Source organism: Bacillus aerolatus (assembly GCF_009183655.1).
Lineage (GTDB): Bacteria > Bacillota > Bacilli > Bacillales > Domibacillaceae > Pseudobacillus > Pseudobacillus aerolatus.
Map to the genome: position 1 here is coordinate 151,390 of NZ_WEIO01000002.1, position 24,177 is coordinate 175,566.

20 protein-coding genes are annotated in these 24,177 nt (G+C 42.6%); 19 read left to right on the forward strand and 1 reads right to left on the reverse strand.

The window, feature by feature from the left end; translation table 11 throughout:
* Positions 1 to 20: 20 nt before the first annotated feature.
* On the forward strand, positions 21 to 779 hold the full coding sequence (locus tag F9802_RS04390) for an enoyl-CoA hydratase/isomerase family protein (protein WP_152149947.1): 759 nt from the start codon (positions 21 to 23) through the stop codon (positions 777 to 779).
* Positions 780 to 927: 148 nt separating this feature from the next.
* Here the strand turns inward: F9802_RS04390 and F9802_RS04395 are convergent, their stop codons facing one another.
* The gene (locus tag F9802_RS04395) at positions 928 to 1,386 is read right to left on the reverse strand and encodes a GNAT family N-acetyltransferase (protein WP_152149948.1); all 459 of its coding nucleotides are present in this window, start codon (positions 1,384 to 1,386) and stop codon (positions 928 to 930) included.
* 176 nt (positions 1,387 to 1,562) lie between these two features.
* Here F9802_RS04395 and F9802_RS04400 point away from each other — a divergent pair, with 176 nt between their 5' ends.
* The 18 genes from F9802_RS04400 to sigE all read left to right on the forward strand — a co-directional run bounded on the left by F9802_RS04400 (position 1,563) and on the right by sigE (position 23,985).
* The gene (locus F9802_RS04400; protein ID WP_152149949.1) at positions 1,563 to 2,450 is read left to right on the forward strand and encodes a 2-dehydropantoate 2-reductase; all 888 of its coding nucleotides are present in this window, start codon (positions 1,563 to 1,565) and stop codon (positions 2,448 to 2,450) included.
* Positions 2,451 to 2,535: 85 nt separating this feature from the next.
* On the forward strand, positions 2,536 to 4,164 hold the full coding sequence (gene bshC / locus F9802_RS04405) for a bacillithiol biosynthesis cysteine-adding enzyme BshC (protein ID WP_152149950.1): 1,629 nt from the start codon (positions 2,536 to 2,538) through the stop codon (positions 4,162 to 4,164).
* Positions 4,165 to 4,459: 295 nt separating this feature from the next.
* Positions 4,460 to 4,891: a division/cell wall cluster transcriptional repressor MraZ gene (gene mraZ, locus F9802_RS04410; RefSeq protein WP_152149951.1), complete on the forward strand. Its 432-nt coding sequence runs from the start codon at positions 4,460 to 4,462 to the stop codon at positions 4,889 to 4,891.
* A 22-nt stretch (positions 4,892 to 4,913) separates the two neighbouring features.
* Complete coding sequence (gene rsmH / locus F9802_RS04415; RefSeq protein WP_152149952.1) at positions 4,914 to 5,849, forward strand: 16S rRNA (cytosine(1402)-N(4))-methyltransferase RsmH; 936 nt, start codon at positions 4,914 to 4,916, stop codon at positions 5,847 to 5,849.
* A 20-nt stretch (positions 5,850 to 5,869) separates the two neighbouring features.
* The gene (gene ftsL, locus F9802_RS04420; protein WP_152149953.1) at positions 5,870 to 6,226 is read left to right on the forward strand and encodes a cell division protein FtsL; all 357 of its coding nucleotides are present in this window, start codon (positions 5,870 to 5,872) and stop codon (positions 6,224 to 6,226) included.
* Entirely contained in the window at positions 6,223 to 8,508 is a 2,286-nt protein-coding gene (locus F9802_RS04425) for a penicillin-binding protein (RefSeq protein WP_152149954.1), read from the forward strand. The genes ftsL and F9802_RS04425 overlap by 4 nt, the downstream gene beginning before the upstream one ends.
* A gap of 196 nt (positions 8,509 to 8,704) precedes the next feature.
* The gene (locus F9802_RS04430; protein ID WP_152149955.1) at positions 8,705 to 10,621 is read left to right on the forward strand and encodes a stage V sporulation protein D; all 1,917 of its coding nucleotides are present in this window, start codon (positions 8,705 to 8,707) and stop codon (positions 10,619 to 10,621) included.
* Positions 10,622 to 10,851: 230 nt separating this feature from the next.
* The gene (locus F9802_RS04435; RefSeq protein ID WP_225435192.1) at positions 10,852 to 12,372 is read left to right on the forward strand and encodes a UDP-N-acetylmuramoyl-L-alanyl-D-glutamate--2,6-diaminopimelate ligase; all 1,521 of its coding nucleotides are present in this window, start codon (positions 10,852 to 10,854) and stop codon (positions 12,370 to 12,372) included.
* 1 nt (position 12,373) lies between these two features.
* Positions 12,374 to 13,348 carry a phospho-N-acetylmuramoyl-pentapeptide-transferase gene (gene mraY, locus F9802_RS04440; protein ID WP_152149956.1) on the forward strand — a complete coding sequence of 325 codons (975 nt, stop codon included), beginning with the start codon at positions 12,374 to 12,376 and terminating at the stop codon, positions 13,346 to 13,348.
* Positions 13,349 to 14,701 carry a UDP-N-acetylmuramoyl-L-alanine--D-glutamate ligase gene (gene murD / locus F9802_RS04445; protein WP_152149957.1) on the forward strand — a complete coding sequence of 451 codons (1,353 nt, stop codon included), beginning with the start codon at positions 13,349 to 13,351 and terminating at the stop codon, positions 14,699 to 14,701.
* A gap of 68 nt (positions 14,702 to 14,769) precedes the next feature.
* On the forward strand, positions 14,770 to 15,870 hold the full coding sequence (spoVE, locus tag F9802_RS04450) for a stage V sporulation protein E (RefSeq protein ID WP_152149958.1): 1,101 nt from the start codon (positions 14,770 to 14,772) through the stop codon (positions 15,868 to 15,870).
* Between the two features lie 357 nt (positions 15,871 to 16,227).
* Entirely contained in the window at positions 16,228 to 17,322 is a 1,095-nt protein-coding gene (murG, locus tag F9802_RS04455) for an undecaprenyldiphospho-muramoylpentapeptide beta-N-acetylglucosaminyltransferase (protein ID WP_152149959.1), read from the forward strand.
* Positions 17,323 to 17,342: 20 nt separating this feature from the next.
* Positions 17,343 to 18,251, forward strand: coding sequence for a UDP-N-acetylmuramate dehydrogenase (gene murB / locus F9802_RS04460; protein WP_152149960.1), 909 nt, complete (start codon positions 17,343 to 17,345; stop codon positions 18,249 to 18,251).
* A 133-nt stretch (positions 18,252 to 18,384) separates the two neighbouring features.
* Positions 18,385 to 19,170 (forward strand): cell division protein FtsQ/DivIB, encoded by a 786-nt coding sequence (locus tag F9802_RS04465; RefSeq protein WP_152149961.1) that lies wholly within the window; start codon positions 18,385 to 18,387, stop codon positions 19,168 to 19,170.
* Between the two features lie 348 nt (positions 19,171 to 19,518).
* A complete protein-coding gene (ftsA, locus tag F9802_RS04470) occupies positions 19,519 to 20,808 on the forward strand; it encodes a cell division protein FtsA (protein ID WP_152149962.1) in 1,290 nt (429 codons plus the stop codon).
* A 40-nt stretch (positions 20,809 to 20,848) separates the two neighbouring features.
* A complete protein-coding gene (ftsZ, locus tag F9802_RS04475; RefSeq protein ID WP_152149963.1) occupies positions 20,849 to 22,018 on the forward strand; it encodes a cell division protein FtsZ in 1,170 nt (389 codons plus the stop codon).
* A 276-nt stretch (positions 22,019 to 22,294) separates the two neighbouring features.
* Positions 22,295 to 23,221 carry a sigma-E processing peptidase SpoIIGA gene (gene spoIIGA / locus F9802_RS04480; protein ID WP_152149964.1) on the forward strand — a complete coding sequence of 309 codons (927 nt, stop codon included), beginning with the start codon at positions 22,295 to 22,297 and terminating at the stop codon, positions 23,219 to 23,221.
* Between the two features lie 44 nt (positions 23,222 to 23,265).
* Positions 23,266 to 23,985, forward strand: coding sequence for an RNA polymerase sporulation sigma factor SigE (gene sigE / locus F9802_RS04485; RefSeq protein WP_152149965.1), 720 nt, complete (start codon positions 23,266 to 23,268; stop codon positions 23,983 to 23,985).
* The last annotated feature ends 192 nt before the right edge of the window (positions 23,986 to 24,177 follow it).

The following is a 24,177-nucleotide window of genomic DNA, read 5'->3' on the forward strand; positions in this document are numbered from 1 at the left end:
TATAGAGGGGAGGGAATAAAATGGATTATTATATCGAACAATTACATAGTGGCCTGTTAGTTTTTAAAATAAACCGGGCCGAGAAAAGAAATGCAGTAAACTTTAAAGTGATGGAAGGCTTGCAGGAGGCAATCGAACGGGCGAAAGCAGAAGATATCCGGGCTCTTGTTATTACTGGTGAAGGCGAACAGGCTTTTTGTTCAGGTGGTGATTTATCTGTTTTTCATGAACTGCGCACAGAAGAAGAAGCGTATGGGATGCTGTCTAAAATGGGAGAAATCTTATACAGTCTTGCTGTACTGCCGAAGCCGACGATTGCGCTGATCAACGGAACAGCGGTAGGCGGGGGATGTGAAATAGCAACTGCTTGTGATTTTCGAATAGCGAAAATAGGGGCAAAGCTTGGATTTATCCAGGGAAGCTTAGCGATTACGACGGGATGGGGTGGTGGTACGCTGCTATTTGAACGAATTAATGCTCCACATGCTTTGAAATTACTGGCTGAAGCGGCTGTTTACCGGGCGGAACAGCTGGATCATATCGGGTTAATTAACCAAGTAGTTGATCAGGCAAACTACGAAGAAGCAGAGCGCTTTTTAGAAAAAGAACTATCGATACATAGCGGTGTTTTATCTGCCTACAAGCAAATTCAGATCCGTAAATGGGAAGAAAGCCGTCTGCGCGAACGCATCATGCAGGAGGTACGGCAATGCGCAGTGCTTTGGGCTAAAGATGATCACCATCAAGCAGTAGATCTGTTCTTGAATAAAAAACAATAAAAATGCAAAAAAAGGCTGTCCCAAAAGCGAAGAGCCAGGTATCTCCCCCGCTATATATAGTATAAAACAATGGTTGAAATACTATATTTTGGCTTGCGAAGGGGGAACCAGGCATTTACGGGACAACCTTGTACAATCTAAAAAGCAGTCAGCTAATTTTTTGGCTCGTCGTTGCTGCCGGATTCCAAATTAAACGAGAGCTGCTTTCTGAAAGGGAAGAAAAATCCATCTTTTCCCAAAATGTGTGTGATTTGACTCTAGGTTTTGTTAAAATTGGTAAGCTGAAAGACTTGGCAAATTCGACTAATTTTAATCCAAAGCCTTTATGCTGGTATTGAGGCAGCACTTCAAGCTTCCAAATTTCTAAGTATTGATCGGATCCGTTTTCTAAAAGGCGGGCTCCGTCTTTTTTTACGTAAAGGCACATGCGGGCAGCGAGCTTATCGCCGTAATAAATACCGTAAAATGGGGAAGATGAATTGTCTTCAACCATAATAATTTGAAGTTCTTCAAGCATGGAAAGCTCCTCTAATCCATATTCCTTGAAGCCTTTAAATTCTTCCATCGTTTTGAAATTTAATTTAAGATTTTCAACTGTTAATGCCATTATATTAATCCTCCTCTAGTTGTATAAAAAGTAATGACTTATTTATTAATCTTTTATAAGATTATATTCATTATATAATAGAAGAACACAGAATTGAATACCCACTTTGGGAACGCTTACAAATTGGGGTATTTACTTAATGAATTGCAAAATACTTGTGAAAGGGGTTAAACAGAGTGAAAATCGGAGTTCTCGGCGGCGGTGCTGTCGGACTGTTTTTTGCAGCCAATTTGGCACAATGGTTCCCTGTCACACTCTTTACGAGAACGAAAGAGCAGGCGGCAGCCATTAATAAACAAGGGATCACTGTAAATGAAAATGGAAAAGAGACGGCGCATTTTGTTCAAGCAAGACAAGTAGATCAGCTGATTGAGCATTCGCCGGATTGTTTGTTCATCGCTGTGAAACAATATGAGCTGTTGCCGGTTCTTCCTGTTCTTGAAAAAGCAGCCTTGAATACAGCGCTCGTATTCCTGCAAAATGGGATGGGCCATTTAACTCAATTGGAACCATTGCCGCAGCCTTTCATTTTTGTGGCGGCCGTTAAACACGGAATGCTTAAAACCGGCCCTGGCCGTGTTGACGTCCGGGGACGCGGAAAAACGAATGTAGCGGTGTATCGCGGAGATCCTCAGGCGATCTATACAATAACGAAACAAACAGCCGATGTTTTTCCTTTTGAATGGCGTCCGGACTATGAATCAATGCTGCTTGAAAAAATGGCAGCCAACACGGTAATTAATCCGTTAACAGCGATTTTACGCATTACAAACGGCGAGCTTGTAGAAAATCCGCATTATTTAAAACTAGCAGAATCGGTTTTTAAAGAGTTCGCAGCTGTATTCAAGGATAAAACGAACGTATCAGCATGGAATGAAGTTGTAAATATATGCCGGTCGACTGCCGCTAATCGTTCGTCAATGCTGAGAGATATTGAAGCGGGCCGTCCGACTGAAATCGAGACTATCGTTGGTTACGTTCTTTCACAAGCAGCAAAGAACAAAGTCGATGTTCCGGTGCTGGAAACCGTGTATCATATGATTAAAGGACTTGAAAGTAAATAAGACATATGAAGCGCAACGTTTTTCCTTTTTTAGGAGAAATGGTATACTCAAACAAGTAAAATGCGCGAAGAAAGGAAGTACATATATGGAGTTGGAGTCAATTTCCATTCCTGCGATCAACCGGTTTGCTTCTCTTTACTTAAAGCAGGAAGCACCCGTAACGGACTTTTTTCATTATCGTTTATCAGATGTAAATGCATATGAAAAAAGAGCCGCTGATTTGCAGGAGCGGACTTATATGCGAGCGCCTCTTGCTGCGTGCATCGAGGCGTACATGAAGCCTTTTTCTTCCTCAGAGGAAGTAACGGCTTCTCTTGAAAAGTTAAAAGATGAACGTTCTGCTGTTGTGATTGGCGGTCAGCAGGCTGGGCTTTTGACAGGCCCGTTATACACGATACACAAAATCATTTCTATTATTAAGCTGGCGCAGGAAAAAGAACAAGAGTTGAATATACCTGTTGTTCCGGTTTTCTGGATTGCCGGGGAAGATCATGATTTCCTTGAAGTTAACCATATATATGTTGAAAATGAAGCGGTCATGGAAAAGGTAACTTATCCGGAGCGGATCATTGAAAAAAGAATGGTTTCCGATATTTATTACGATAAGAAAAAAATGAAGAGCTGGATTGAAAAAATTTTTTCAAAGTTTGGTGAAACGAATTATACGAAAGAACTATTGATGCATGTCTATGAAGAAGCGGAGAAAGCAGAGACGGTCACCGACTTTTTTAGCCGTTTAATTCACTCTTTGTTCAACCGCTACGGCTTGTTATTAATTGATGCCGCTTATCCGCCTTTGCGCCAGCTGGAAAAACCTTTTTTCAAGCAGTTCATTGAGCAGGCAGCAGACATCACCGAGGAAGTGCATAGCGGACAGAAACGATTGGCTGATTTAGATTTTAATCGGATGATTGAGTTATCCGCTTCAGCCGCTAATTTGTTCCTATATGATAACGGACATCGGGTGCTGTTGGAGTATGACCGGCAGTCTAATACATTTTCTAACAAAAATGCAGACGTTCAATATACTAAAGCTGAATTGCTGGCCTTGCTGGAAAAAGAACCGGAAAAATTTAGTAATAATGTCGTGACTCGTCCGCTTATGCAAGAATGGCTGTTTCCAACTCTTGCTTTTATTGCGGGGCCGGGAGAGATTGCTTACTGGGCAGAGCTTAAATCCGCATTTGACCGGCTTCAAATGAACATGCCGCCAATTGAAGCCCGGCTGAATATGACGATTGTTGAAAGGAGCGTTGCCCGGGACCTTGAAGAGCTGAATATTCCACTTGCTTCCGCGATCAAAAGGGGAGTAGCTGATGAAAAGGAGGAATTTTGGTCTTCTGTCAAAGATGATCATTTTCATGAAATGATTGCTGACGTGCAACAATCGCTGATGGATCAATATGATGAAGTCGAAAAGCGTGCAAAGCAGATTCATAAAGGAACGATTCCTATCATTTTGAAAAATCGTGAGTTTCATTTAAAACAATTTGCTTTTTTAGCCCGCAAAACAGATGAGTTGATTCGTGATCGGCACTCGGTTGTGTTAAATAAATACGACCATTTGCAAAATGCGCTTAAGCCTGGCCATTCTCCTCAAGAACGTATATGGAATGTGTATGACTATTTAAATAAATATGGGCCGGATTTTATTCATGGTTTGATGAAACTTGATTTTCCATTTAACGGAGATCATCATGTGGTCAAAATGTAAACGAAACAGCTGTCTATAAAGGCAGCTGTTTTTTTGAGGATAAAATCCTTCATATTTCATAAAAACAATGTCGATTAGGTGAACAAATGTTTAGAGGTGGTGAAATTTATCATTGATCTTTTCCAATCTTAAACATCCATGTAGAAATACATCTTTTCTCAGCGGAAAGCATCGAAAGAAAGAGATGAAATATTTCACAGAAAAGCAGGGAATTACTTCGTTTCGGAGAATTCAAAAATAGTGGAGATAAGTGGGGGGATGTGGTACAGTTAGGAATGGAAGTGGGGGAATAGGTATGTTCAAGGGTGAATACCATCATCATATTGATGCGAAAGGCCGATTGATTATACCTGTTAAACTGCGTGAACATTTAGGTGAAATGTTCGTGCTCACGCGAGGGCTTGACCAATGTTTGTTTGGCTATCCGCTGGCTGAGTGGCAAGTGCTTGAAGAAAAAATGAAAGCTTTGCCGCTTACGAAAAAAGATGCCCGTGCTTTCACACGATTTTTCTTCTCGGGAGCGAATGATTGTGAACTGGACAAACAGGGCAGGGTCAATATTCCATCTGCACTTTCTAAGTACGCCCGCCTTGAAAAAGAATGTGTCATTCTCGGTGTTTCCAATCGCATTGAGATTTGGAGTAAGCCAATATGGGAAGACTACTTTATGAAATCAGAAGAATCATTTTCTGAAATAGCAGAGAATATGATTGATTTTGATATTTAGGATTTGAATGGAATGGTGAAACATGACTTTTACACACACAACTGTACTTTTAAAAGAAACAGTAGAAGGTTTAAACATCCGTCCTGACGGGGTGTATGTGGATTGCACGCTGGGCGGTGCTGGGCACAGCGAATATTTGTTGTCATTGCTCGGAGAAAAAGGGAAATTATATGCCTTTGACCAGGATGAAACTGCCATTCGCCATGCGGCGGAAAAGCTGGACCGGTTCGGAGATCGAATCACATTTATCAAAAGCAACTTTAAACATATTAAGGAAGAGCTTGCACGATTGCGCATTGATCAAGTGGATGGCATTTTGTATGATCTCGGCGTTTCTTCTCCGCAGCTTGATACACCGGAAAGAGGATTCAGTTATCATCACGATGCCCCGCTTGATATGAGAATGGATTTAACGGGCGGAGTCAGTGCCTATGACGTTGTCAATCACTGGACATACGAAAGTTTAGTAAGAATTTTCTTTCAATATGGAGAAGAGAAGTTTTCTAAGCAAGTTGCCCGGAAAATTGAAGCGGCCCGCGAAGAAAAGCCGATCGAAACGACTGGAGAGCTTGTGGAATTAATCAAGGAAGGTATCCCGGCACCTGCCCGCAGAAAAGGCGGCCATCCGGCGAAACGTATTTTTCAGGCGATCCGTATTGCAGTCAACGATGAACTACGTGTATTTGAAGAATCTTTGAAGTCGTCCATCAGTTTGTTAAAGCCGCAAGGAAGAATTAGTGTCATTACATTTCATTCGCTTGAAGACCGTATTTGCAAAACCATTTTTAAAGAAGCAAGCCGTGGCCCTGATCTGCCGCCTGGCCTGCCAGTGATCCCTAAAGAATATGAACCGGAATTAAAGGTTATTACACGAAAGCCGATACTGCCGTCAGAAGAAGAGCTGGAACACAACAATCGAGCCCGGTCTGCCAAGCTGCGCATTGCTGAAAAACAATAAAATCAAACAGGGGTGAAAAGATGACCAACTTAGCTAAAAAGCAGCCATTTATTCATGAAACCAAGCCTGTACCGAAACAAAAGGAACAGCAAATCAAGAAGCGCCTGTTTACTCCGGGAGAAAAAGTGTTATTCCTGTTATTCGCCTTGATGATTTGTTTTACGGGGGCTAAAGTAGTGTCAACGCAAGCTGCTTTGTATGAAATCAATAAAGACATTCAAGACGTTGAAACGCAAATAAAAGAACAGAAAAAAACAAACCACGATCTTAAAGTGCAAGTCAGCGAAGAAAGCACATATGAGAAAATATGGAAACGAGCAAAAGAGCTAGGTTTGGATTTAAGCGAACAAAATGTTAAGGTTGTGCAGCCGAAATGAATGAAAACAGAACTAATATGAAAAAAGGAGCAGCGATATTATTTACAATATTCGCGTTGCTCTTTTTTGTCTTATTCGCCCGTTTTCTCTTTATCCAAATATCGGGTAAGGCTGACGGGCACTCCCTAAAAAATGAAGCGTTGCAAAAATATTTACGAACGGATGTATTAGAAGCTAATAGAGGAACGATTTATGATCAGCATGGCACAGTCATTGCCGAGGATACTACTTCTTTTACACTCGCAGCCATTTTAGACCCTTCCATGACGACTAATCCGAAAAATCCCAAGCACGTAACCGACCCGGAAAAGACTGCTGAGGTGCTTGCCAAATACATTGATATGGAAAAAGGTGATATTGAAAAGCAGTTAAAGAAAAAAGGGCTTTTTCAAGTAGAATTCGGGAAATACGGCCGGGATTTATCGAACAAAGTAAAAAAGGAAATTGAAGAGGAAAAATTGCCGGGAATCTTTTTTTTACGAGATTCAAAGCGTTTTTATCCGAATGGCAAGTTCGCTTCTCATTTAGTCGGCTTTGTACAAAAGCTGGAAGAGAAAAAAGGAAATCAAGTAGTTCAGCGGATCATCGGACAAATGGGCATAGAAAAAACGTATGAAGATTATTTAAGAGGCACAAACGGGAAAATTCAATATAAAAGTGATTTGTGGGGGTACTTGCTTCAAGATAAAAAACAAATGATCCAAGAGCCTGATGATGGCGACAATATTTACTTGACGATCGATACAAAAATTCAGACGTTTATGGAAGATGCACTAAACGAAGTAGAAAAACAATATAAACCTGGAAAGGCTTTCGCACTCGTAGCAGATGCGAAAACCGGGGAAATACTCGCTATGGGGCAGCGTCCTTCTTTTCACCCGGACACACGTGTTGGCCTCGGGGAAAACTGGAGTAATGACCTTGTTGAGTATTCATTTGAACCAGGCTCAACGATGAAAATCTTTACCCTTGCCGCCGCCATAGAAGAAGGCGTCTTTCATCCGAATGAGAAGTATAAATCCGGCAGATATAAAGTAGGCAGCGAATCTATTCGTGACCATAATGGCGGTGAAGGCTGGGGCGATATCACTTATTTAGAAGGAGTGCAGCGTTCATCAAATGTCGCCATGGCCAACTTGCTTGAAAAAATGAGCCCGGATGTTTTCCGGCAGTACTTGGATGACTTTCACTTCGGCCAGAAAACGGGTATTCAGCTGCCGAATGAAGCAAAAGGAGTTATTTTATATAATTGGCCGCTTGAACAAGTAACGACTGCTTTCGGGCAGGGAACAACGACAACGCCGATGCAATTAGTTCAAGCAGCGACCGCGATCGCTAATGACGGCAAGATGATGCGGCCGTTTATCATTGATAGAATAGTAGATGACAAGACAAATAAAGCGATCGTCAATAACAAACCTGAAAAAGTAGGAGAACCGATTTCAAAAGAAACGGCTGAACAAGCCCGTGAAGTACTGAAAACTGTCACAACAGCTGAACATGGAACAGGCCAAATTTATCAAATTCAAGGCTATGAAGTAGCTGGGAAAACAGGAACGGCCCAGATGCCAAATCCGCAGGGAGGCTATTTGCAAGGAGCCAATAACTATATTTTTTCTTTTTTAGGCATGGCACCGGCAAAAGATCCCCAGCTTATCGTTTATGCGGCCGTTGCTCAGCCAAAGCTTGATGGAGAAGCAGGGTCTGTCCCGGTATCGAAAATATTCAACCCGGTCATGCGTAACAGCCTGCAATATTTAAACATTAAGCCGAAGCAAACCCCTACAGCTAAAACAATTAAATTGAAAGACTTTAAAAATGAACGTACGACAGAAGCCGTCAAAGAACTGAAAGCGAACAAGATTCAGCCAATTGTGATAGGGACAGGAAAAGAAGTGGCTGGCCAGTCGCCTGAAGCAGATTCCCCGCTTTTGCAAGGGGAAAAAGTCATTTTGCAAACCGACGGAACGGCCACGATGCCGGATATGGAAAACTGGTCGCTGCGTGATGTCATGAAAGCGGCTAACCTTGTCGGGTTAAAGGTCAGCTATACAGGTGAAGGTTATGTCGTGGGTCAAAATATCAAACCGGGCGCTTCGTTAAAGAATGGACAAAAGCTTATCCTAAAATTAATGAAACAGAAAGAAAAAGCGCTTCTCGAACAAAAAGAAAAAGAGCGTCAAAAAGAAGAGGCCGAGAAAGCAAAGAAAGAAATAGAAGCGAGCGCGGAAACAGCAGAAAAGAAAGAAGCAGAGGAGAATCTGGAAACGCAAGAAGAATAAAGAGACTGACTCCCAAAAGTAAAAAGCCAGGACCCTCCACCACTACATGGGCTTGTGGAGGAGGGGCAGGCACTTGCGGGACAGTCTCTTTGTTTCTGGTTATACGGGTGAAGTCTGCCGGCCGGCTGTCTTTTCTTCCAATCATATTCTCCATCCTGTCACATATATTGAAGGAGAGTGAAAGGAGGGGACATGCTTGAAGAGAGTTTCAGCTGTCACTGTCAGAAAGCGGCTTGTGTTTGTACTGCTTGCCGGCCTTGCGATTTTTTCAATTATTGGGCTGCGGCTCGGTTATGTTCAATTTGCATTAGGAGAGAACTTAACAGATAAGGCTCAAGACTTATGGAGCCGCAATATTCCTTTTGAACCGGAACGAGGAAAAATTACGGACAGAAACGGAGAAGCGCTTGCGGAAAATAAAAGTGCGCCTACTGTATATGTCGTTCCGCGCCAAATTGAAAATCCGGAAGAAGCAGCGGAGAAGCTGGCGGCTGTATTAAATATCTCAAAGGAAAAAGCTTATACCCATTTAACAAAGAAAGCATCGATTGAAAGAATTCACCCTGAAGGAAGAAAAATTTCATTCGAAAAAGCAGAAGAAGTACGCAGGCTTGGGATTAAGGGTGTTTATATAGCGGAGGATTCAAAAAGGCACTATCCATTTGGAAAAAGTCTGGCCCACGTTCTTGGTTTCGCCGGTATTGACAATCAAGGACTTATGGGGCTGGAAGCTTATTATGACAAAGAACTGAGCGGAGAAAAAGGAGCGATGAGCTTTTTTTCTGATGCAAAAGGTAAACGGATGCCGCAAATGCCAGACGGCTATTCAGCTCCGATAGACGGACTCGATTTAAAGCTGACAATCGATTCAAACATTCAAACGATCGTCGAAAGGGAGCTGGATATTGCTGAAGCAAAATATGAGCCGGATGGTGCGATTACTATCGCAATGAACCCGAACAATGGGGAAATTTTAGCTATGGCAAGCAGGCCTTCTTTTAACCCAGAGCAATTCCAAAACGTATCTCCCGAAATTTACAACCGGAACTTGCCAATTTGGAGCACATATGAACCTGGATCGACATTTAAAATTATCACGCTCGCTGCTGCTCTTGAAGAGAAAAAAGTGGATTTATATAAAGATCACTTTCACGACCCCGGTTTTGTTGAAGTCGCCGGAGCAAGACTGCGATGTTGGAAAAAAGGCGGGCACGGGCACCAGTCTTTTTTAGAAGTAGTTGAAAATTCATGCAACCCTGGGTTCGTGGAGCTCGGCGAACGGCTCGGAAAAGAAACGTTATTTAAATATGTCCGCGATTTCGGTTTCGGTCAAAAAACAGGCATAGATTTGCAGGGGGAAGGGAAAGGCATTCTGTTTAACATGGATAAAGTCGGTCCGGTGGAGCAGGCCACCACCGCTTTCGGACAAGGCGTAGCTGTGACGCCAATCCAGCAGGCCGCCGCTGTGTCAGCTGCAGTCAACGGGGGCATTCTTTACCAGCCATATATAGCGAAAGAGCTAGTTGACCCGGCGACAGGAGAAGTAGTAAAAAGAAAATCACCTGTTGCCAAAAAGCGTGTCATTTCCGCAGAAACATCCCGGAAAATTCGTTTTGCTCTCGAAAGTGTTGTTGCAAAAGGAACGGGGAGAAACGCGTTTGTAGAAGGCTACCGTGTAGGCGGGAAAACAGGGACAGCTCAAAAAGCGCAAGGAGGGCGTTACCTTGAAAATAACCATATTGTTTCCTTTATCGGTTTAGCGCCTGCAGATGATCCACAAATTGTTGTTTATACAGCGATTGACAATCCGAAGGGAATAGTGCAATTCGGCGGAACAGTGGCAGCGCCGATCGTTGGGAAAATTATAGAAGACAGTCTGCAAGTGCTCGATGTGAAACCCCGTAAAAAACAAATTGAAAAAGAAACGCAATGGAACGACCCGCAAATTGTAGAAGTACCTGATTTAAAAGGATTAACAAAAAAAGAGCTTTCGTTGCAGCTGTATGATTTCAAGCTTGAAATAGAAGGCAGCGGCAAAAAAGTCGTCCAGCAATCACCGGTGGCCGGCTCAAAAGTAGAAACAGGATCGATCATTAGAGTGTTTTTGCAATAATTTGTAAGATTTGCCTCATTTAAAAAGAATCAGGCAATCCCCTTATTTCCCGCCGCTTTTGCTGGCGGGTACTTTCATTTATTTAGTAATCAGTGAAAGAAATGATAAAATCATGACTAAAAAATCATGCAAAAAATAGAAACTGTGATAACATGGTCGTTGTGGTTTTTTCTGAAAAGAAGTCGCATCTGCCGCTCTTTTTAGTTAAAATAGAAAAGGACTTTATTTAAATGAAATACATAATGGACGTTAGACAGAAAGGATTGAAAAAATTGAATCTATCAGACTTATTAAAGTCTCTCCCTTTTTATACATTATCTCATTCAACAAACCCCGAAATCTTATCTTTGGAAAATGACCATCGCGAAGTGAAAGAGGGAGCTCTATTTATTTGCATTAAAGGCTATACGTTTGACGGCCATACTGTTGCACAGGAAGCAGTGAACAGAGGCGCAACAGCTGTGTTGGCGGAACACCCTGTTGAAGTGGAAGGGGTGCCTGTCATTATCGTATCTGATACAAAAAAAGCGATGGCCATCCTAGCTGATTTTTTCTACGGATCACCGACAGCGCATCTACAGCTTATTGGCATTACTGGCACGAATGGAAAAACAACGACGAGCCACCTTTTAAATGAAATATATGCTGAGGCTGAGGAAAAAACAGGCTTAATCGGAACAATGTATATGAAGATCGGGGATGAAGTAATTGAAACAAAAAACACGACCCCGGAAAGCTTGACGCTGCAAAAAACGTTTAAAGAAATGCAAGATAAAGGTGTCTCAACAGCTGTAATGGAAGTTTCTTCCCACGCTTTAGTAGAAGGCCGAGTGTGGGGCTGTAATTACGATATCGCCGTTTTTACGAATTTAACCCAGGACCACCTTGATTACCATCAGACGATGGAAGAATACCGCCGGGCAAAAGGGTTGCTGTTTGCCCAGTTAGGCAACACCTACGCAGCGGACAAACCAAAGTTTGCTGTATTAAATGAAGATGAAGAGGCATCCGCTTTTTATAAGAAAGAAACAGCCGCCCACATTATAACGTACGGGATTGACAAAGAAGCGATGTTTCAGGCAAAAGGCGTGCAGCTGACGTCTGAAGGTACAGAATTTGATTTACTTTATCCGGGCGGCAGCAAAAAAGTAAGAACAAAACTCGCCGGGAAATTTAACGTCTATAATGTACTGGCGGCCCTGTCAACTGCTTATACGGCCGGGATAGCGATCGATACGGCCATTCGAGCCATCGAGCGAGTTAAAGGGGTAGCCGGCCGATTTGAACTCGTACCGAACGACGAGGATATTGCTGTGATTGTTGATTATGCCCATACGTCTGACAGTCTTGTAAATGTGTTGAAAACTGTTCAGCCTTTAACCGCAGGCAAAGTATTTACCGTTATTGGATGCGGAGGCGACCGTGACCGGACAAAACGGCCATTAATGGCGAAAGCGGCGTGTGACTATTCAACGCATGCCATATTTACGTCAGATAATCCGCGCAGTGAAGATCCGGCCGTGATTTTAAGCGATATGGAAGCGGGAGTAACGGGGGAACCATACGAAGTGATTCCTGATAGAAGAGAAGCGATTTTTTATGCTATTCAAAGCGCACAAGCGGGCGACGCCGTTGTGATTGCTGGGAAAGGACATGAAACGTATCAAATTGTCGGCCATGATGTGCTCGACTTTGACGATCGCGCGGTTGCCAGAGAGGCGCTCAGCAGCCGGAAGAAAGAGGAGAAATAATATGCTTGAGAGAGATGTATTTTTAACAATGTTTATGGCTTTTTTCATTACTGTAGCCATAGCGCCAATATTTATCCCATTTTTGAGAAGGCTAAAATTTGGCCAGAGCATCCGGGAAGAAGGACCGGAATCTCACCAAAAAAAATCAGGAACCCCAACGATGGGTGGTGTTGTTTTCTTGCTATCGATTATTATTACGGCTTTATTTATGACGCAAATTTACGCCGATATCGAAGTGGAAACCATTTTACTGCTGCTCGTGACCATCGGATTTGGCTTGCTTGGTTTCCTTGATGATTTCATTAAAGTGGTGATGAAGCGTAACCTCGGGTTGACTTCCAAACAGAAGCTTGCCGGACAAATTGTTATTTCCATTCTTTTTTATATTATTTATACACAAAACAATTTATCTACGGAGTTAACGATTCCGTTTACAGGTTTGTCATTTGATGCCGGAATTTTATATGCATTGTTCGTGATCTTCTGGCTTGTTGGTTTTTCTAATGCTGTAAACTTAACAGACGGGCTGGATGGTCTTGTTTCAGGTGCAGCCGCCATTGCATTTGGGGCTTTTGCTGTGTTGGCCTGGAATCAAGAGATGAATGAAACAGCTATCTTTTCATTTGCGGTTGTCGGCGCTGTTCTAGGCTTCTTAGTTTTCAATGCCCATCCGGCAAAGGTATTTATGGGGGATACCGGGTCGCTTGCCCTTGGAGGAGCGATCGCTGCGATCTCCATCTTAACGAAGTTTGAATTTCTTCTGCTCATTATTGGCGCTGTATTTGTGGCGGAAACATTGTCTGTTATGATTCAAGTGGCTTCTTTTAAAACAACAGGCAAGCGCGTGTTTCGCATGAGCCCTCTTCATCACCATTTTGAATTGGGTGGATGGTCAGAATGGCGGGTAGTAGTTACATTTTGGACGGTCGGTGTGCTTTGTGCCATGATCGGAATTTATATCGGAGCGTGGGTTTAATTGAAAACAATAACAGATTTTCAGCATAAAAAAGTTCTTGTTCTTGGATTGGCAAAAAGTGGGGTGAGCGCGGCGTTGCTCTTGCATAAACTGGGTGCTTTTGTCACAGTCAATGACCGTAAGCCTCTAAATGAAAATCCTGAAGCGCAGCATTTGCTTGAGCAGGGAATAAAGGTCATTTGCGGAAGCCATCCAATTGAATTGCTCGATGAAGGATTTGAAGTGATCGTCAAAAACCCGGGCATTCCATATCATAATCCGCTTGTTATTGGGGCAGCTGCAAAAGGAATGCCGGTATTAACAGAAGTGGAGCTTGCTTATTTAATCTCTGAAGCTCCTCTTATCGGCATTACCGGAACGAATGGCAAAACAACGACTACAACGTTAATATATGAAATGTTTAAGGCAGACGCGAAAAAAGCTGTGCTGGCTGGAAACATTGGCCAAGTGGCTTCAGAAGTTGTCCAGACAGCAGAAGCTGAAGACCATGTAATCATTGAACTATCTTCATTTCAATTGCTTGGCATAGATAAATTTCGCCCGCACATCGCGATCATTACGAACTTGTATGAAGCGCATCTTGATTATCACGGAACGAAAAGTGAGTATGCAAAAGCAAAGTTGAACATTACGAAAAACCAGACAGAAGAAGACTTCTTTATAGTCAATGCGGATCAAGAGCCTTTGATGAAGCTGGCAGGAACATCAAAAGCAGCCATCATCCCTTTTTCTGCAAAAGAAATCAAACAAAACGGCGCTTACGTAGAAAGTGGGAACATTTTCTTCCGAGGTGAAAAAGTTATCGCGCTTGCTGAAGTTGCGCTGCCGGGTGCACATAATTTAGAAAACATTTTAGCAGCTGTTTCGGCAGTCAAACTAGCTGACGTCTCAAATGAAGCCATCCAGCAAGTGCTCTCTACTTTTTCAGGAGTAAAGCATCGTACGCAGTTTGTCTGCGAATGGAATGGCAGAAAATTTTACAACGATTCGAAAGCAACGAATACGCTGGCTACAAAAAGTGCACTGGACGCATTTAACGAGCCGACCATCCTTCTTGCTGGCGGACTGGATAGAGGTAATGGATTTGATGACTTAATTCCATATATGAAAAATGTAAAAGCGTTGATTACATTTGGCGAAACAGCAGAAAAGCTGGCAGAAACAGCTGGCAGAGCCGGTGTGGACATGGTCGTAAAAACAGAAAACATGCAACAGGCCGTTAAAGCCGCTTATGATTCCTCAGCAGAAGGGGACGTTATTTTATTATCACCTGCTTGTGCGAGCTGGGATCAATACAAAACTTTTGAACAGCGTGGAGATATATTTATCGAAGCTGTGCATACATTGAAATAAGAGCCTGTCTTATTAAGAGAGATGTTTTGAGGCATGCTCCTGATTCTTTCATTTAGAGGTGTATGCCATTGCCGGTAAAAAAGTTTGCTCCCGATTATTTTCTGCTTATTCTTATTCTGATGCTGCTCACTGTTGGAGTAACGATGGTTTACAGTGCAAGCGAAATATGGGCTGAATATAAATTCGGTGACGCTTTCTTTTTCGCGAAAAGGCAGCTATTATTTGCCGTTATTGGGTTTATCGCCATGGTGGTCATTATGAACGTGGAATATTGGACGTGGCGCCGCTTTTCTAAAGTTGCGTTGGTAGGCTGCTTTGTCATGCTGATTCTCGTTTTGATTCCCGGCATCGGTATGGTAAGAAACGGTTCTCAAAGCTGGATAGGAGCGGGTGCATTTTCCATCCAGCCTTCAGAATTTATGAAGCTGGCCATGATTATTTTTTTGGCAGGCTACTTGTCGGAGAATCAAAAACATATGATTTATTTTAAACGCGGACTGCTCCCGGCATTAGCTCTCGTATTTACGGCATTCGGTTTGATTATGCTGCAACCGGATCTTGGAACGGGAACGGTCATGACGGGCACGTGTCTCGTTATGATTTTTATATCCGGGGCCCGAATTTTTCACTTTGCTTTAATGGGTCTTGCCGGGATTGGCGGTTTTGTGGCGTTGGTTCTTTCTGCACCATATCGGATTAAACGGATCACTTCTTTTCTTGATCCATGGTCTGATCCGTTAGGGAGTGGATTTCAAATTATCCAATCGCTTTACGCTGTTGGTCCCGGCGGGCTGTTCGGGCTCGGAATTGGTGAAAGCCGACAGAAATATTATTATTTGCCCGAACCGCAGACAGATTTCATTTTTGCAATCTTAGCGGAAGAGCTTGGTTTTATCGGTGGTACGTTTATCCTTTTGCTTTTTTCTTTGCTGCTTTGGCGGGGCATTCGAATTGCTCTTGGTGCTCCTGACTTGTTTGGCAGTTTTCTCGCAGCCGGAATCATATCGATGACGGCGATTCAAGTGATTATTAACATTGGTGTTGTAACGGGCCTGATGCCTGTTACCGGCATTACCCTTCCTTTTTTAAGCTACGGCGGCTCATCTTTAACACTCATGTTGGCCGCGTTTGGTATCTTACTAAACATCAGCCGCTATTCAAGACGCTAAAGAAACCTGTTCAGGTTTCTTTTTTTTATTTCAGCAAGAATTTTTTCTGGCTTTATCGCGTATTGTTTGATTCTCGACAGGCATTCCTTTAATATGGGATTGCACTGAATGCCTTAAAAATGAATAAAGCAGCTGTTAAAAAAACGAATGTAACAATCTGATGAAAATTGCTACATTTTTTTTGTTTTCTTTTCAAATAGGCAAAGCTATATTTATATAATAGGGAGTTGTAGTATGATAAGAAAACAGCACTCGTTCCCTCTTTTGAAAGAAAAGGGGCTAGAAACCTTTTATTTAACTATACATACACATATTAAAAGAGAAGTAGTGCAGCGATTAATTTGAGGTGAGAAACAAATGAAAATAGTTGTTAGCGGCGGAGGGACTGGCGGCCATATTTATCCGGCCCTGGCTCTTATACGGACAATAAAAGAAAAACATCCTGAAACTTCATTTTTATATATCGGGACTGAAAAAGGGCTGGAATCCAAATTAGTGACGAGAGAGGGAATTCCGTTTCGGGCGATTGAAATAACAGGCTTTAAACGGGCGATTTCCATGGAAAATGTGAAAACCATTATGCGCTTTCTGAAAGGCGCGAAAGAATGTAAGAAAATGCTTAGAGAATTTAAACCCGATGCGGTCATCGGAACAGGCGGTTACGTGTGCGGGCCTGTCGTCTATGCTGCCGCCAAGCTTGGCATCCCAACGATTATTCATGAGCAAAATAGTGTGCCGGGATTAACAAATAAGTTTTTGAGTAAATATGTGGATAAAGTAGCTATCTGTTTTGAAGAAGCAAGGGGCTTTTTTCCTGAAGGAAAAGTTGTTCTGACTGGAAATCCACGAGCGTCAGAAGTGGTGAATGCCCAACCGTCAGATGCACTAAAGAATTTTGGCTTATCTGAAGAAAAGAAGACCGTGTTGATTTTCGGAGGAAGCAGGGGAGCCCGCCCAATTAATGAAGCGGTCGTACAATCCCTTCCAAAATTGGCCGGCAGACCGTATCAAATTCTTTATATAACAGGCGACGTGCACTTTGATCATGTGCAAAAAGAAATAGCAGCTGCCGGAAAACCTGAAAATGTCGCTGTCGTACCTTTCGTTCACAATATGCCAGAAGTACTCGTTGAATGCGACTTGGTTGTTTCAAGGGCAGGAGCAACTACTTTAGCTGAATTAACAGCCCTCGGCGTTCCGAGTATATTAGTGCCAAGTCCATATGTAACGAATAATCACCAGGAAAAAAATGCACGTTCACTGACGGACCATGGAGCAGCAGTCATGCTGTCAGAAAAAGAGCTGACATCCGCTTCCTTGCTGAAACATCTTGATAGCGTGTTATTAAATGAAAATGAATGGCAAAGAATGAAAAAAGCTGCTGAAGATTTAGGTATTAGAGATGCATCGGAACGTTTGTTTACAGTCATGCTTGACCTGGCGAATAACTGATAGAAAAGGAGCGGTTCAGCGTGGAACAATTCATGCGTGAGTTGAACAGTCTACAAGTAGGGACAGTAAAAGAAAATGAACCGTTAGCCAATCATACGACGATGAAAATTGGAGGACCTGCCGACCTGTTTATCGAACCGTCCTCTATTGAAAAAGTAAAAGCTGTGATGGAATTAGTTAAGAAGTATCAACTGCCATGGCGTGCCATTGGCCGCGGCTCCAACTTACTTGTTTCTGATAAAGGAGTGCCTGGTGTCGTTATTAAGCTTAGTAAGGGCCTGGATCATTTGTTTATTGATGGAGAGGGAGTAACAGCAGGTGGGGGGCATCCGCTTATCGTGCTCGCAGCCCAAGTTTCTCGCAATGGGCTGAAAGGTTTGGAGTTTGCTGGAGGCATTCCTGCTTCAGTCGGAGGAGCAGTCTATATGAATGCGGGAGCTCACGGCTCAGATATTTCTGCCATTTTAGACCGGGCACATATTTTATTTGAAGATGGCCTTATGCAATGGCTGTCAAACGAAGATATGGCTTTTTCTTACCGAACGTCCATCTTGCAAAATGAGCGGCCTGGAATTGTACTTGAAGCTGTCTTTAAACTTAATAAAGGTGAGCGCGCGGAAGTTACAAAGAATATGAAGATATTTAAAGACTATCGACGTGAAACGCAGCCTTGGGATCGACCTTGTGCCGGCAGTATTTTTCGTAATCCTCTCCCCGAATATGCAGGTAATTTAATTGAAAAAGCAGGGCTGAAGGGGCATCGTATTGGCGGCGCTCAAATATCTGACGTGCACGGTAATTTTATTGTCAACATAGGCGAGGCCAGCGCAGAAGACGTGCTCGGTTTAATTGACCATGCAAAAACGGTCATCTATGATAAGTTTAACATCAACATGGAAACGGAAGTAGAAATAATAGGAAGGAAATAAAAATGGTTTTTTCTTTTATCCTCTTTCTCTCTGCATTACAATAGGTGTAATGGATAAGAGTATGCGGCATAGGTTTTCGTGCCGTTCTTCCGTTTATTTTCTTGGACATACCGTTGAACCGGGAGGAAAGGATATGGAAAAAGAGAAAATTGTCTCAATTGAAGAGAGAATTCCAAAGCTGAAAAAACTGAGAAAACGAAAAACAAACCGGCGCCTCATCTTCATCATTTCTTTATTTTTCCTGCTTGTGTTAGCCATTGTTTACTTTCAATCTTCGCTCAGCAAAGTTCAATCCATTGATGTCGAAGGGAATGAGTTAACCTCAAAAGCAGACATCATTGCGCAAAGCGGCATTGAAAAAGGGGGCAGCGTCTGGAAAATGGGTTTAAAGCAAGTAGAGAAAAAGCTGGAGCGGGATCCGAAAATTCAGCAGGCCGACGTGTCGCTTGTGTTTCCTAACAAACTGAACATATCAGTTGAAGAACAGCAGAAGCTGGCTTATTTGGCAAAAGGAAAAAAACTTTATCCAGTATTAAATAACGGAACTGTGCTTAATAAGGCAGCCGATGGCACACCTGAACAATTGCCGATTTTATACGATTTTAAAGCAGGCAAAGAGCTGGATCAGATGATGGATTCTCTGGAACAACTGCCGGGTGAGATTGTGAATTCTATTTCAGAAATTTACTATGCCCCTAAGAAAACGGATCGCCTTCATATTCAGCTGTTTATGAATGACGGATTTGAAGTTTCTGCCACCCTCAAAACATTTTCCGAGAAAATGATCTATTATCCGGCGATCGTGAGTCAGCTCGACCCTGATATTAAAGGGGTGATTGATCTCGAAGTGGGCTCTTACTTTAGAGCCTATCACTCCGGAAAGAAAGAAAAGAGTGAGGAACCAGTACCTGAACAATAGTCATTTTCTATTGTTTATTTTCTTGTTGTTTATCAAAATGATCATGGTTTTGATTCGTCTTCTGAGATTGAAAGTTCATCGAGATTTTTCTTTCAGACAAAATTGGCTTTTCTAGGGTGACAACTTGGTGTAGACTTGTAGATAGCCGTTCCCATGTTTTTTCGGACGGCCTTTAGGTCTTGGATTTTTACTGAGCAGTCTATGAAAAAAGCAAAATAAGAAAAAATATGAAAATTTAAAAGGGAATTATGTTGAAAATGACGAATGTTTTCTTTATAAATAATTCGATTGAAAAGAAGATTGTTGTTCGTACAAAGAGTTTTTTGGAGTCAAAGGAGGTGCCAAAGAATGAACAGCAATGAAGTATTAGTAAGTCTCGACATCGGTACATCCGCTATAAAGGTAATCATTGGTGAGATGGTGAATGAGTCATTAAATATTATCGGTGTTGGGAATGTAAAATCAAAAGGAATTCGCAAAGGTTCCGTCGTGGATATAGATGAAACCGTTCATTCAATAAAAAAGGCAATTGAGCAGGCAGAGAGAATGGTAGGTATAGAAATAAAACAGGTGGTTGTGGGGATTGCCGGCAACCACGCTCTCTTGCAGCCATGCAGCGGAGTGGTGGCTGTTTCCAGCGAAAATCGGGAAATCACTGATGTGGACGTAGCGAGAGTGATCGATGCCTCTCAAGTGATGTCAATTCCCCCTGATCGGGAAATTATTAATGTCATTCCGAAACAGTTTATTGTCGATGGTCTGGATGAAATTACAGACCCGCGTGGAATGATCGGCGTCCGTTTAGAAATGGAAGGTATTATTGTTACAGGTTCTAAAACTTTCTTACATAATACATTGCGTTGTGTAGAGCGGGCGGGGCTTGAAATCATGGATATTGTGTTTCAACCGCTGGCAGCGGGAGAAATAGCTTTATCAAAAGATGAGCAGAATCTTGGCACAGTTCTTATTGATATCGGTGGGGGGTCTACAACTGTGGCTGCCTTCAGCCAAGGGAATATAAGAGCAGCCGCCGTTTTTCCAATCGGCGGCGATCATATTACAAAAGATTTATCTATTGGTTTGCGAACAACTACCGAAGATGCGGAGCAGATCAAGCTGAAACACGGACATGCTTTTTACGACTTGGCGTCTGAAGAAGAAGTGTTCAGTGTTCCGATTATCGGCAGTGATCAGCACCAGCAATTTAGCCAGCTGGAAGTTTCTGATGTTATTGAGGCCAGATTAGAAGAAGTATTTGAAATGATTATTGACGAGCTAAGACATCAGGGGATTCAGGATGTTCCCGGCGGTTTTGTTTTAACAGGTGGGACATCGGCTATACCAGGCATTCTCGATTTGGCACAGGATGTTTTTCAGAACCGTGTCCGTGTAGCCATTCCTGATTATATAGGAGTGAGAGAGCCCCAGTATACAGCATCGGTTGGTTTAATAAAATACGCGTATAAAAATGCTAAATTACAAGGCAGGAAGGTAAGCGCTGTACAAGAACCAATTTCGGTGCCTGAGACGCGGCATCAAGACTCACCGCCGCCAAAAAAAGTAAAGCCTGAAAAGCAGCCGGAGCAAAAGCTGACTTCAAAAGTGAAGAGATTTTTCGGTTACTTTTTCGAAGAATAAGTCATCGTAGAGAAATAACGACGAATTAGGAGGATTTGTCATGTTGGAGTTTGATACTAATTTAGATTCATTAGCGACGATAAAAGTTATTGGCGTAGGCGGTGGCGGAAACAACGCTGTAAACCGTATGATTGAACATGGCGTGCAAGGTGTGGAGTTTATTGCGGTTAACACAGATGCACAGGCGCTCAATCTCTCTAAAGCCGAAGTGAAAATGCAGATCGGTTCAAAACTTACCCGTGGGTTAGGCGCTGGTGCTAATCCGGAAGTGGGCAAGAAAGCAGCTGAAGAAAGTAAAGAGCAAATTGAAGAAGCATTGCGCGGTGCGGATATGGTGTTCGTTACAGCCGGAATGGGCGGCGGGACTGGAACCGGTGCAGCTCCTGTTATTGCGCAAATCGCTAAAGACCTTGGAGCGTTAACTGTGGGCGTTGTTACCCGTCCATTTACATTTGAAGGACGCAAGCGCGCAACACAGGCAGCTGGCGGTATCGAGTCAATGAAAGCATCTGTTGATACGTTGATCGTCATTCCGAACGACCGTCTGTTAGAAATTGTCGACAAAAGCACACCAATGCTTGAGGCGTTCCGTGAAGCAGACAATGTCCTCCGTCAAGGGGTTCAAGGTATTTCCGACCTCATTGCGGTGCCTGGATTAATTAATCTGGACTTTGCCGACGTGAAAACAATTATGTCCAATAAAGGATCTGCTTTAATGGGGATTGGCGTGGCCTCCGGAGAAAGCCGTGCAACGGAGGCAGCGAAAAAAGCAATATCCAGCCCATTGCTCGAAACGTCTATCGATGGGGCACAAGGTGTATTAATGAACATTACAGGCGGAGCCAATTTAAGCCTCTATGAAGTGCAAGAAGCAGCCGATATTGTTGCTTCCGCTTCTGATCAGGAAGTAAATATGATCTTTGGTTCCGTGATTAATGAAAACTTAAAAGATGAAATTATCGTGACAGTCATTGCGACTGGCTTTAAAGAATCTGCTCTGCAGCAGCCGAAGCAGCCGCGTGCTGGTTTCGGGCAAATGAAACAGCAAACGCCAGCTCCGGCGGCACCTCCTTCACCAAAGCGTGAAGTGAGACATGAAAGACATGAAGAGCCGGCCCAGCAGGAAATGCCGCCGAGACAGCCGTCTCAGCCAGTAGAAGAAACTTTGGATATCCCAACATTCCTAAGAAACAGAAACAGACGCAGATAAGCAAATTGTTAATTTACTATTTGTAAGCATAAAGATAAAGGCTGTTCCGCAGGGGACAGCCTTTATCTTTATGTTAATTATAGAACGCCAGTTCTGTAATAGCGAAGCTTGCTGCGTTTTCCCCTTCTCTTAATCTGACAAAAACCGAAACTATCCTTTAAAAATTGTTCAGTTTTCCTTCTATATTGTGACACCCTTCTTTTTCATTGACCGATATACTTTTAATAAACGCCATCATTCTAACCTACTGAAGTAAGAAGTAAAAGGAGGGTCCGTGTGGTTTTATACTTAGATGCATTATGGCTGCTTAATTTACTCGCAGACAGCTTGTTATTGTGGATGACCGCTATCTTTCTGAAGAGATCAGTGAAGTGGCGCCGTCTAGCCGCTGGGGGATTGGTTGGTTCTGCAAGCATTTTATTAATGGTTACCCCTATTGCAGAAGCGGCAGGGCATCCGCTTGCAAAGGTTGCTCTTTCTGCCATCATGGTCTTCGCTGCATTCGGTTTTAAGCGCTGGAAATACTTCTTTGTCAATTTGATGACTTTTTATTTTTCTACTTTTTTAACAGGTGGTATGCTGCTTGGCGCGCATTATTTTATTCGATTTGATATGCAAATGGAATCAGCTGTTTTTCTGGCAGGATTAAAAGGGTTTGGAGATCCCGTCAGTTGGATCTTTGTGATGTTCGGCTTGCCGGCCGCTTCTTATTTTGCTAAAAGCAGGGCAGATGATTTTGAAACAGCTCAGCTGCAGCATGATCAGCTGTTGGATGTGAAAGTGGAGATAAATGGAGCGGAGTTTTTATTGAAAGGGCTTGTGGACACAGGCAATCAATTGCATGATCCGATTTCCAAAGCTCCCGTTATGTTTATTTCGATTATTGGTCTGGAAGAACAGCTGCCAGATGAAATCGTAAAAGCAGCAGATAATCCTGATATTTTGCTTTTTCAAGACGAGCAGTTGCCGGAAGAATGGCTGGAAAAAATGAGGCTGATCCCGGCTAAGTCTGTTGGAAAAGCCCATCAGTTATTGCCCGCATTTAAACCGGATCAAATTGAAGTGAGTAATGGAACAAAAAAAGCAGCTGTTCCAAAAGCACTTGTAAGTTTTACATCTATGAATTTGTCATCGGACGAACAGTTTTCATGTATATTGCATCCGAAAATGGTCTTGCCACTTTCCTTTGAGGAGGTTTCATAGTGCTAGTGGCGTTTGTTTATTTTTATTATTAAGGGGGTTATTTTATGAAAAATTTGCGATTAAAAATCACTTATTATTGGTACAAGTTGCTTATTAAGTTAAAACTAAAAACAGATGAGATCTATTACATTGGCGGAAGTGAAGCGCTTCCTCCCCCGTTATCAAGAGACGAAGAAGAAAAGCTGCTAGTAAAGCTTCCTAAAGGCGACCAGGCAGCAAGAGCGCTGCTAATAGAAAGAAATCTTCGGCTTGTCGTTTATATCGCCAGGAAATTTGAGAATACGGGCATCAATATTGAAGATTTAATCAGCATCGGGACAATCGGTTTAATTAAAGCTGTTAATACGTTTAACCCCGAAAAGAAAATTAAGCTGGCCACATACGCATCAAGATGTATTGAAAATGAAATTTTAATGTATTTGCGCCGCAATAATAAAATCCGATCAGAAGTGTCGTTCGATGAGCCTCTAAATGTTGATTGGGATGGAAACGAACTTTTGCTTTCTGATGTTTTAGGAACAGATGATGACATTATTACGAGAGATATTGAAGCCGGGGTGGATAGAAGTCTTTTATTTAAAGCAATGGAGCACCTCTCGGCAAGAGAAAAGCAAATCATGGAACTCCGCTTCGGCTTGAAAGGAGAAGAAGAAAAAACTCAAAAAGACGTCGCCGACTTGCTTGGCATTTCGCAGTCGTACATTTCCAGGCTCGAAAAAAGAATCATCCAGCGCCTGCAAAAGGAATTTAATAAAATGGTATGAATGTCTTGGACTTCCCGCATGCAACATCCAGCCTGTGAAAAAGGAGGATGAATGAGCTGCGGGGATTTTTTGTAGGTAATACTGCTATTTATGTTAGAGGTGATCATCAAATTCAACAAGCTGTACACGGAAATTAGAGGTTGTTCACGAAACTAGTTAGTTGTTTATCAATTCCACTTTTCTGCTGTCCAG

Bases quoted from the DNA above. Each gene is read 5' to 3' on its own strand.
- F9802_RS04390 (WP_152149947.1), top strand. From the start codon at position 21: ATGGATTATTATATCGAACAATTACATAGTGGCCTGTTAGTTTTTAAA.
- F9802_RS04395 (WP_152149948.1), bottom strand. From the start codon at position 1,386: ATGGCATTAACAGTTGAAAATCTTAAATTAAATTTCAAAACGATGGAA.
- bshC (WP_152149950.1), top strand. From the start codon at position 2,536: ATGGAGTTGGAGTCAATTTCCATTCCTGCGATCAACCGGTTTGCTTCT.
- mraZ (WP_152149951.1), top strand. From the start codon at position 4,460: ATGTTCAAGGGTGAATACCATCATCATATTGATGCGAAAGGCCGATTG.
- rsmH (WP_152149952.1), top strand. From the start codon at position 4,914: ATGACTTTTACACACACAACTGTACTTTTAAAAGAAACAGTAGAAGGT.
- ftsL (WP_152149953.1), top strand. From the start codon at position 5,870: ATGACCAACTTAGCTAAAAAGCAGCCATTTATTCATGAAACCAAGCCT.
- F9802_RS04425 (WP_152149954.1), top strand. From the start codon at position 6,223: ATGAATGAAAACAGAACTAATATGAAAAAAGGAGCAGCGATATTATTT.
- F9802_RS04435 (WP_225435192.1), top strand. From the start codon at position 10,852: ATGAAATACATAATGGACGTTAGACAGAAAGGATTGAAAAAATTGAAT.
- mraY (WP_152149956.1), top strand. From the start codon at position 12,374: ATGCTTGAGAGAGATGTATTTTTAACAATGTTTATGGCTTTTTTCATT.
- murG (WP_152149959.1), top strand. From the start codon at position 16,228: ATGAAAATAGTTGTTAGCGGCGGAGGGACTGGCGGCCATATTTATCCG.
- F9802_RS04465 (WP_152149961.1), top strand. From the start codon at position 18,385: ATGGAAAAAGAGAAAATTGTCTCAATTGAAGAGAGAATTCCAAAGCTG.
- ftsA (WP_152149962.1), top strand. From the start codon at position 19,519: ATGAACAGCAATGAAGTATTAGTAAGTCTCGACATCGGTACATCCGCT.
- ftsZ (WP_152149963.1), top strand. From the start codon at position 20,849: ATGTTGGAGTTTGATACTAATTTAGATTCATTAGCGACGATAAAAGTT.
- sigE (WP_152149965.1), top strand. From the start codon at position 23,266: ATGAAAAATTTGCGATTAAAAATCACTTATTATTGGTACAAGTTGCTT.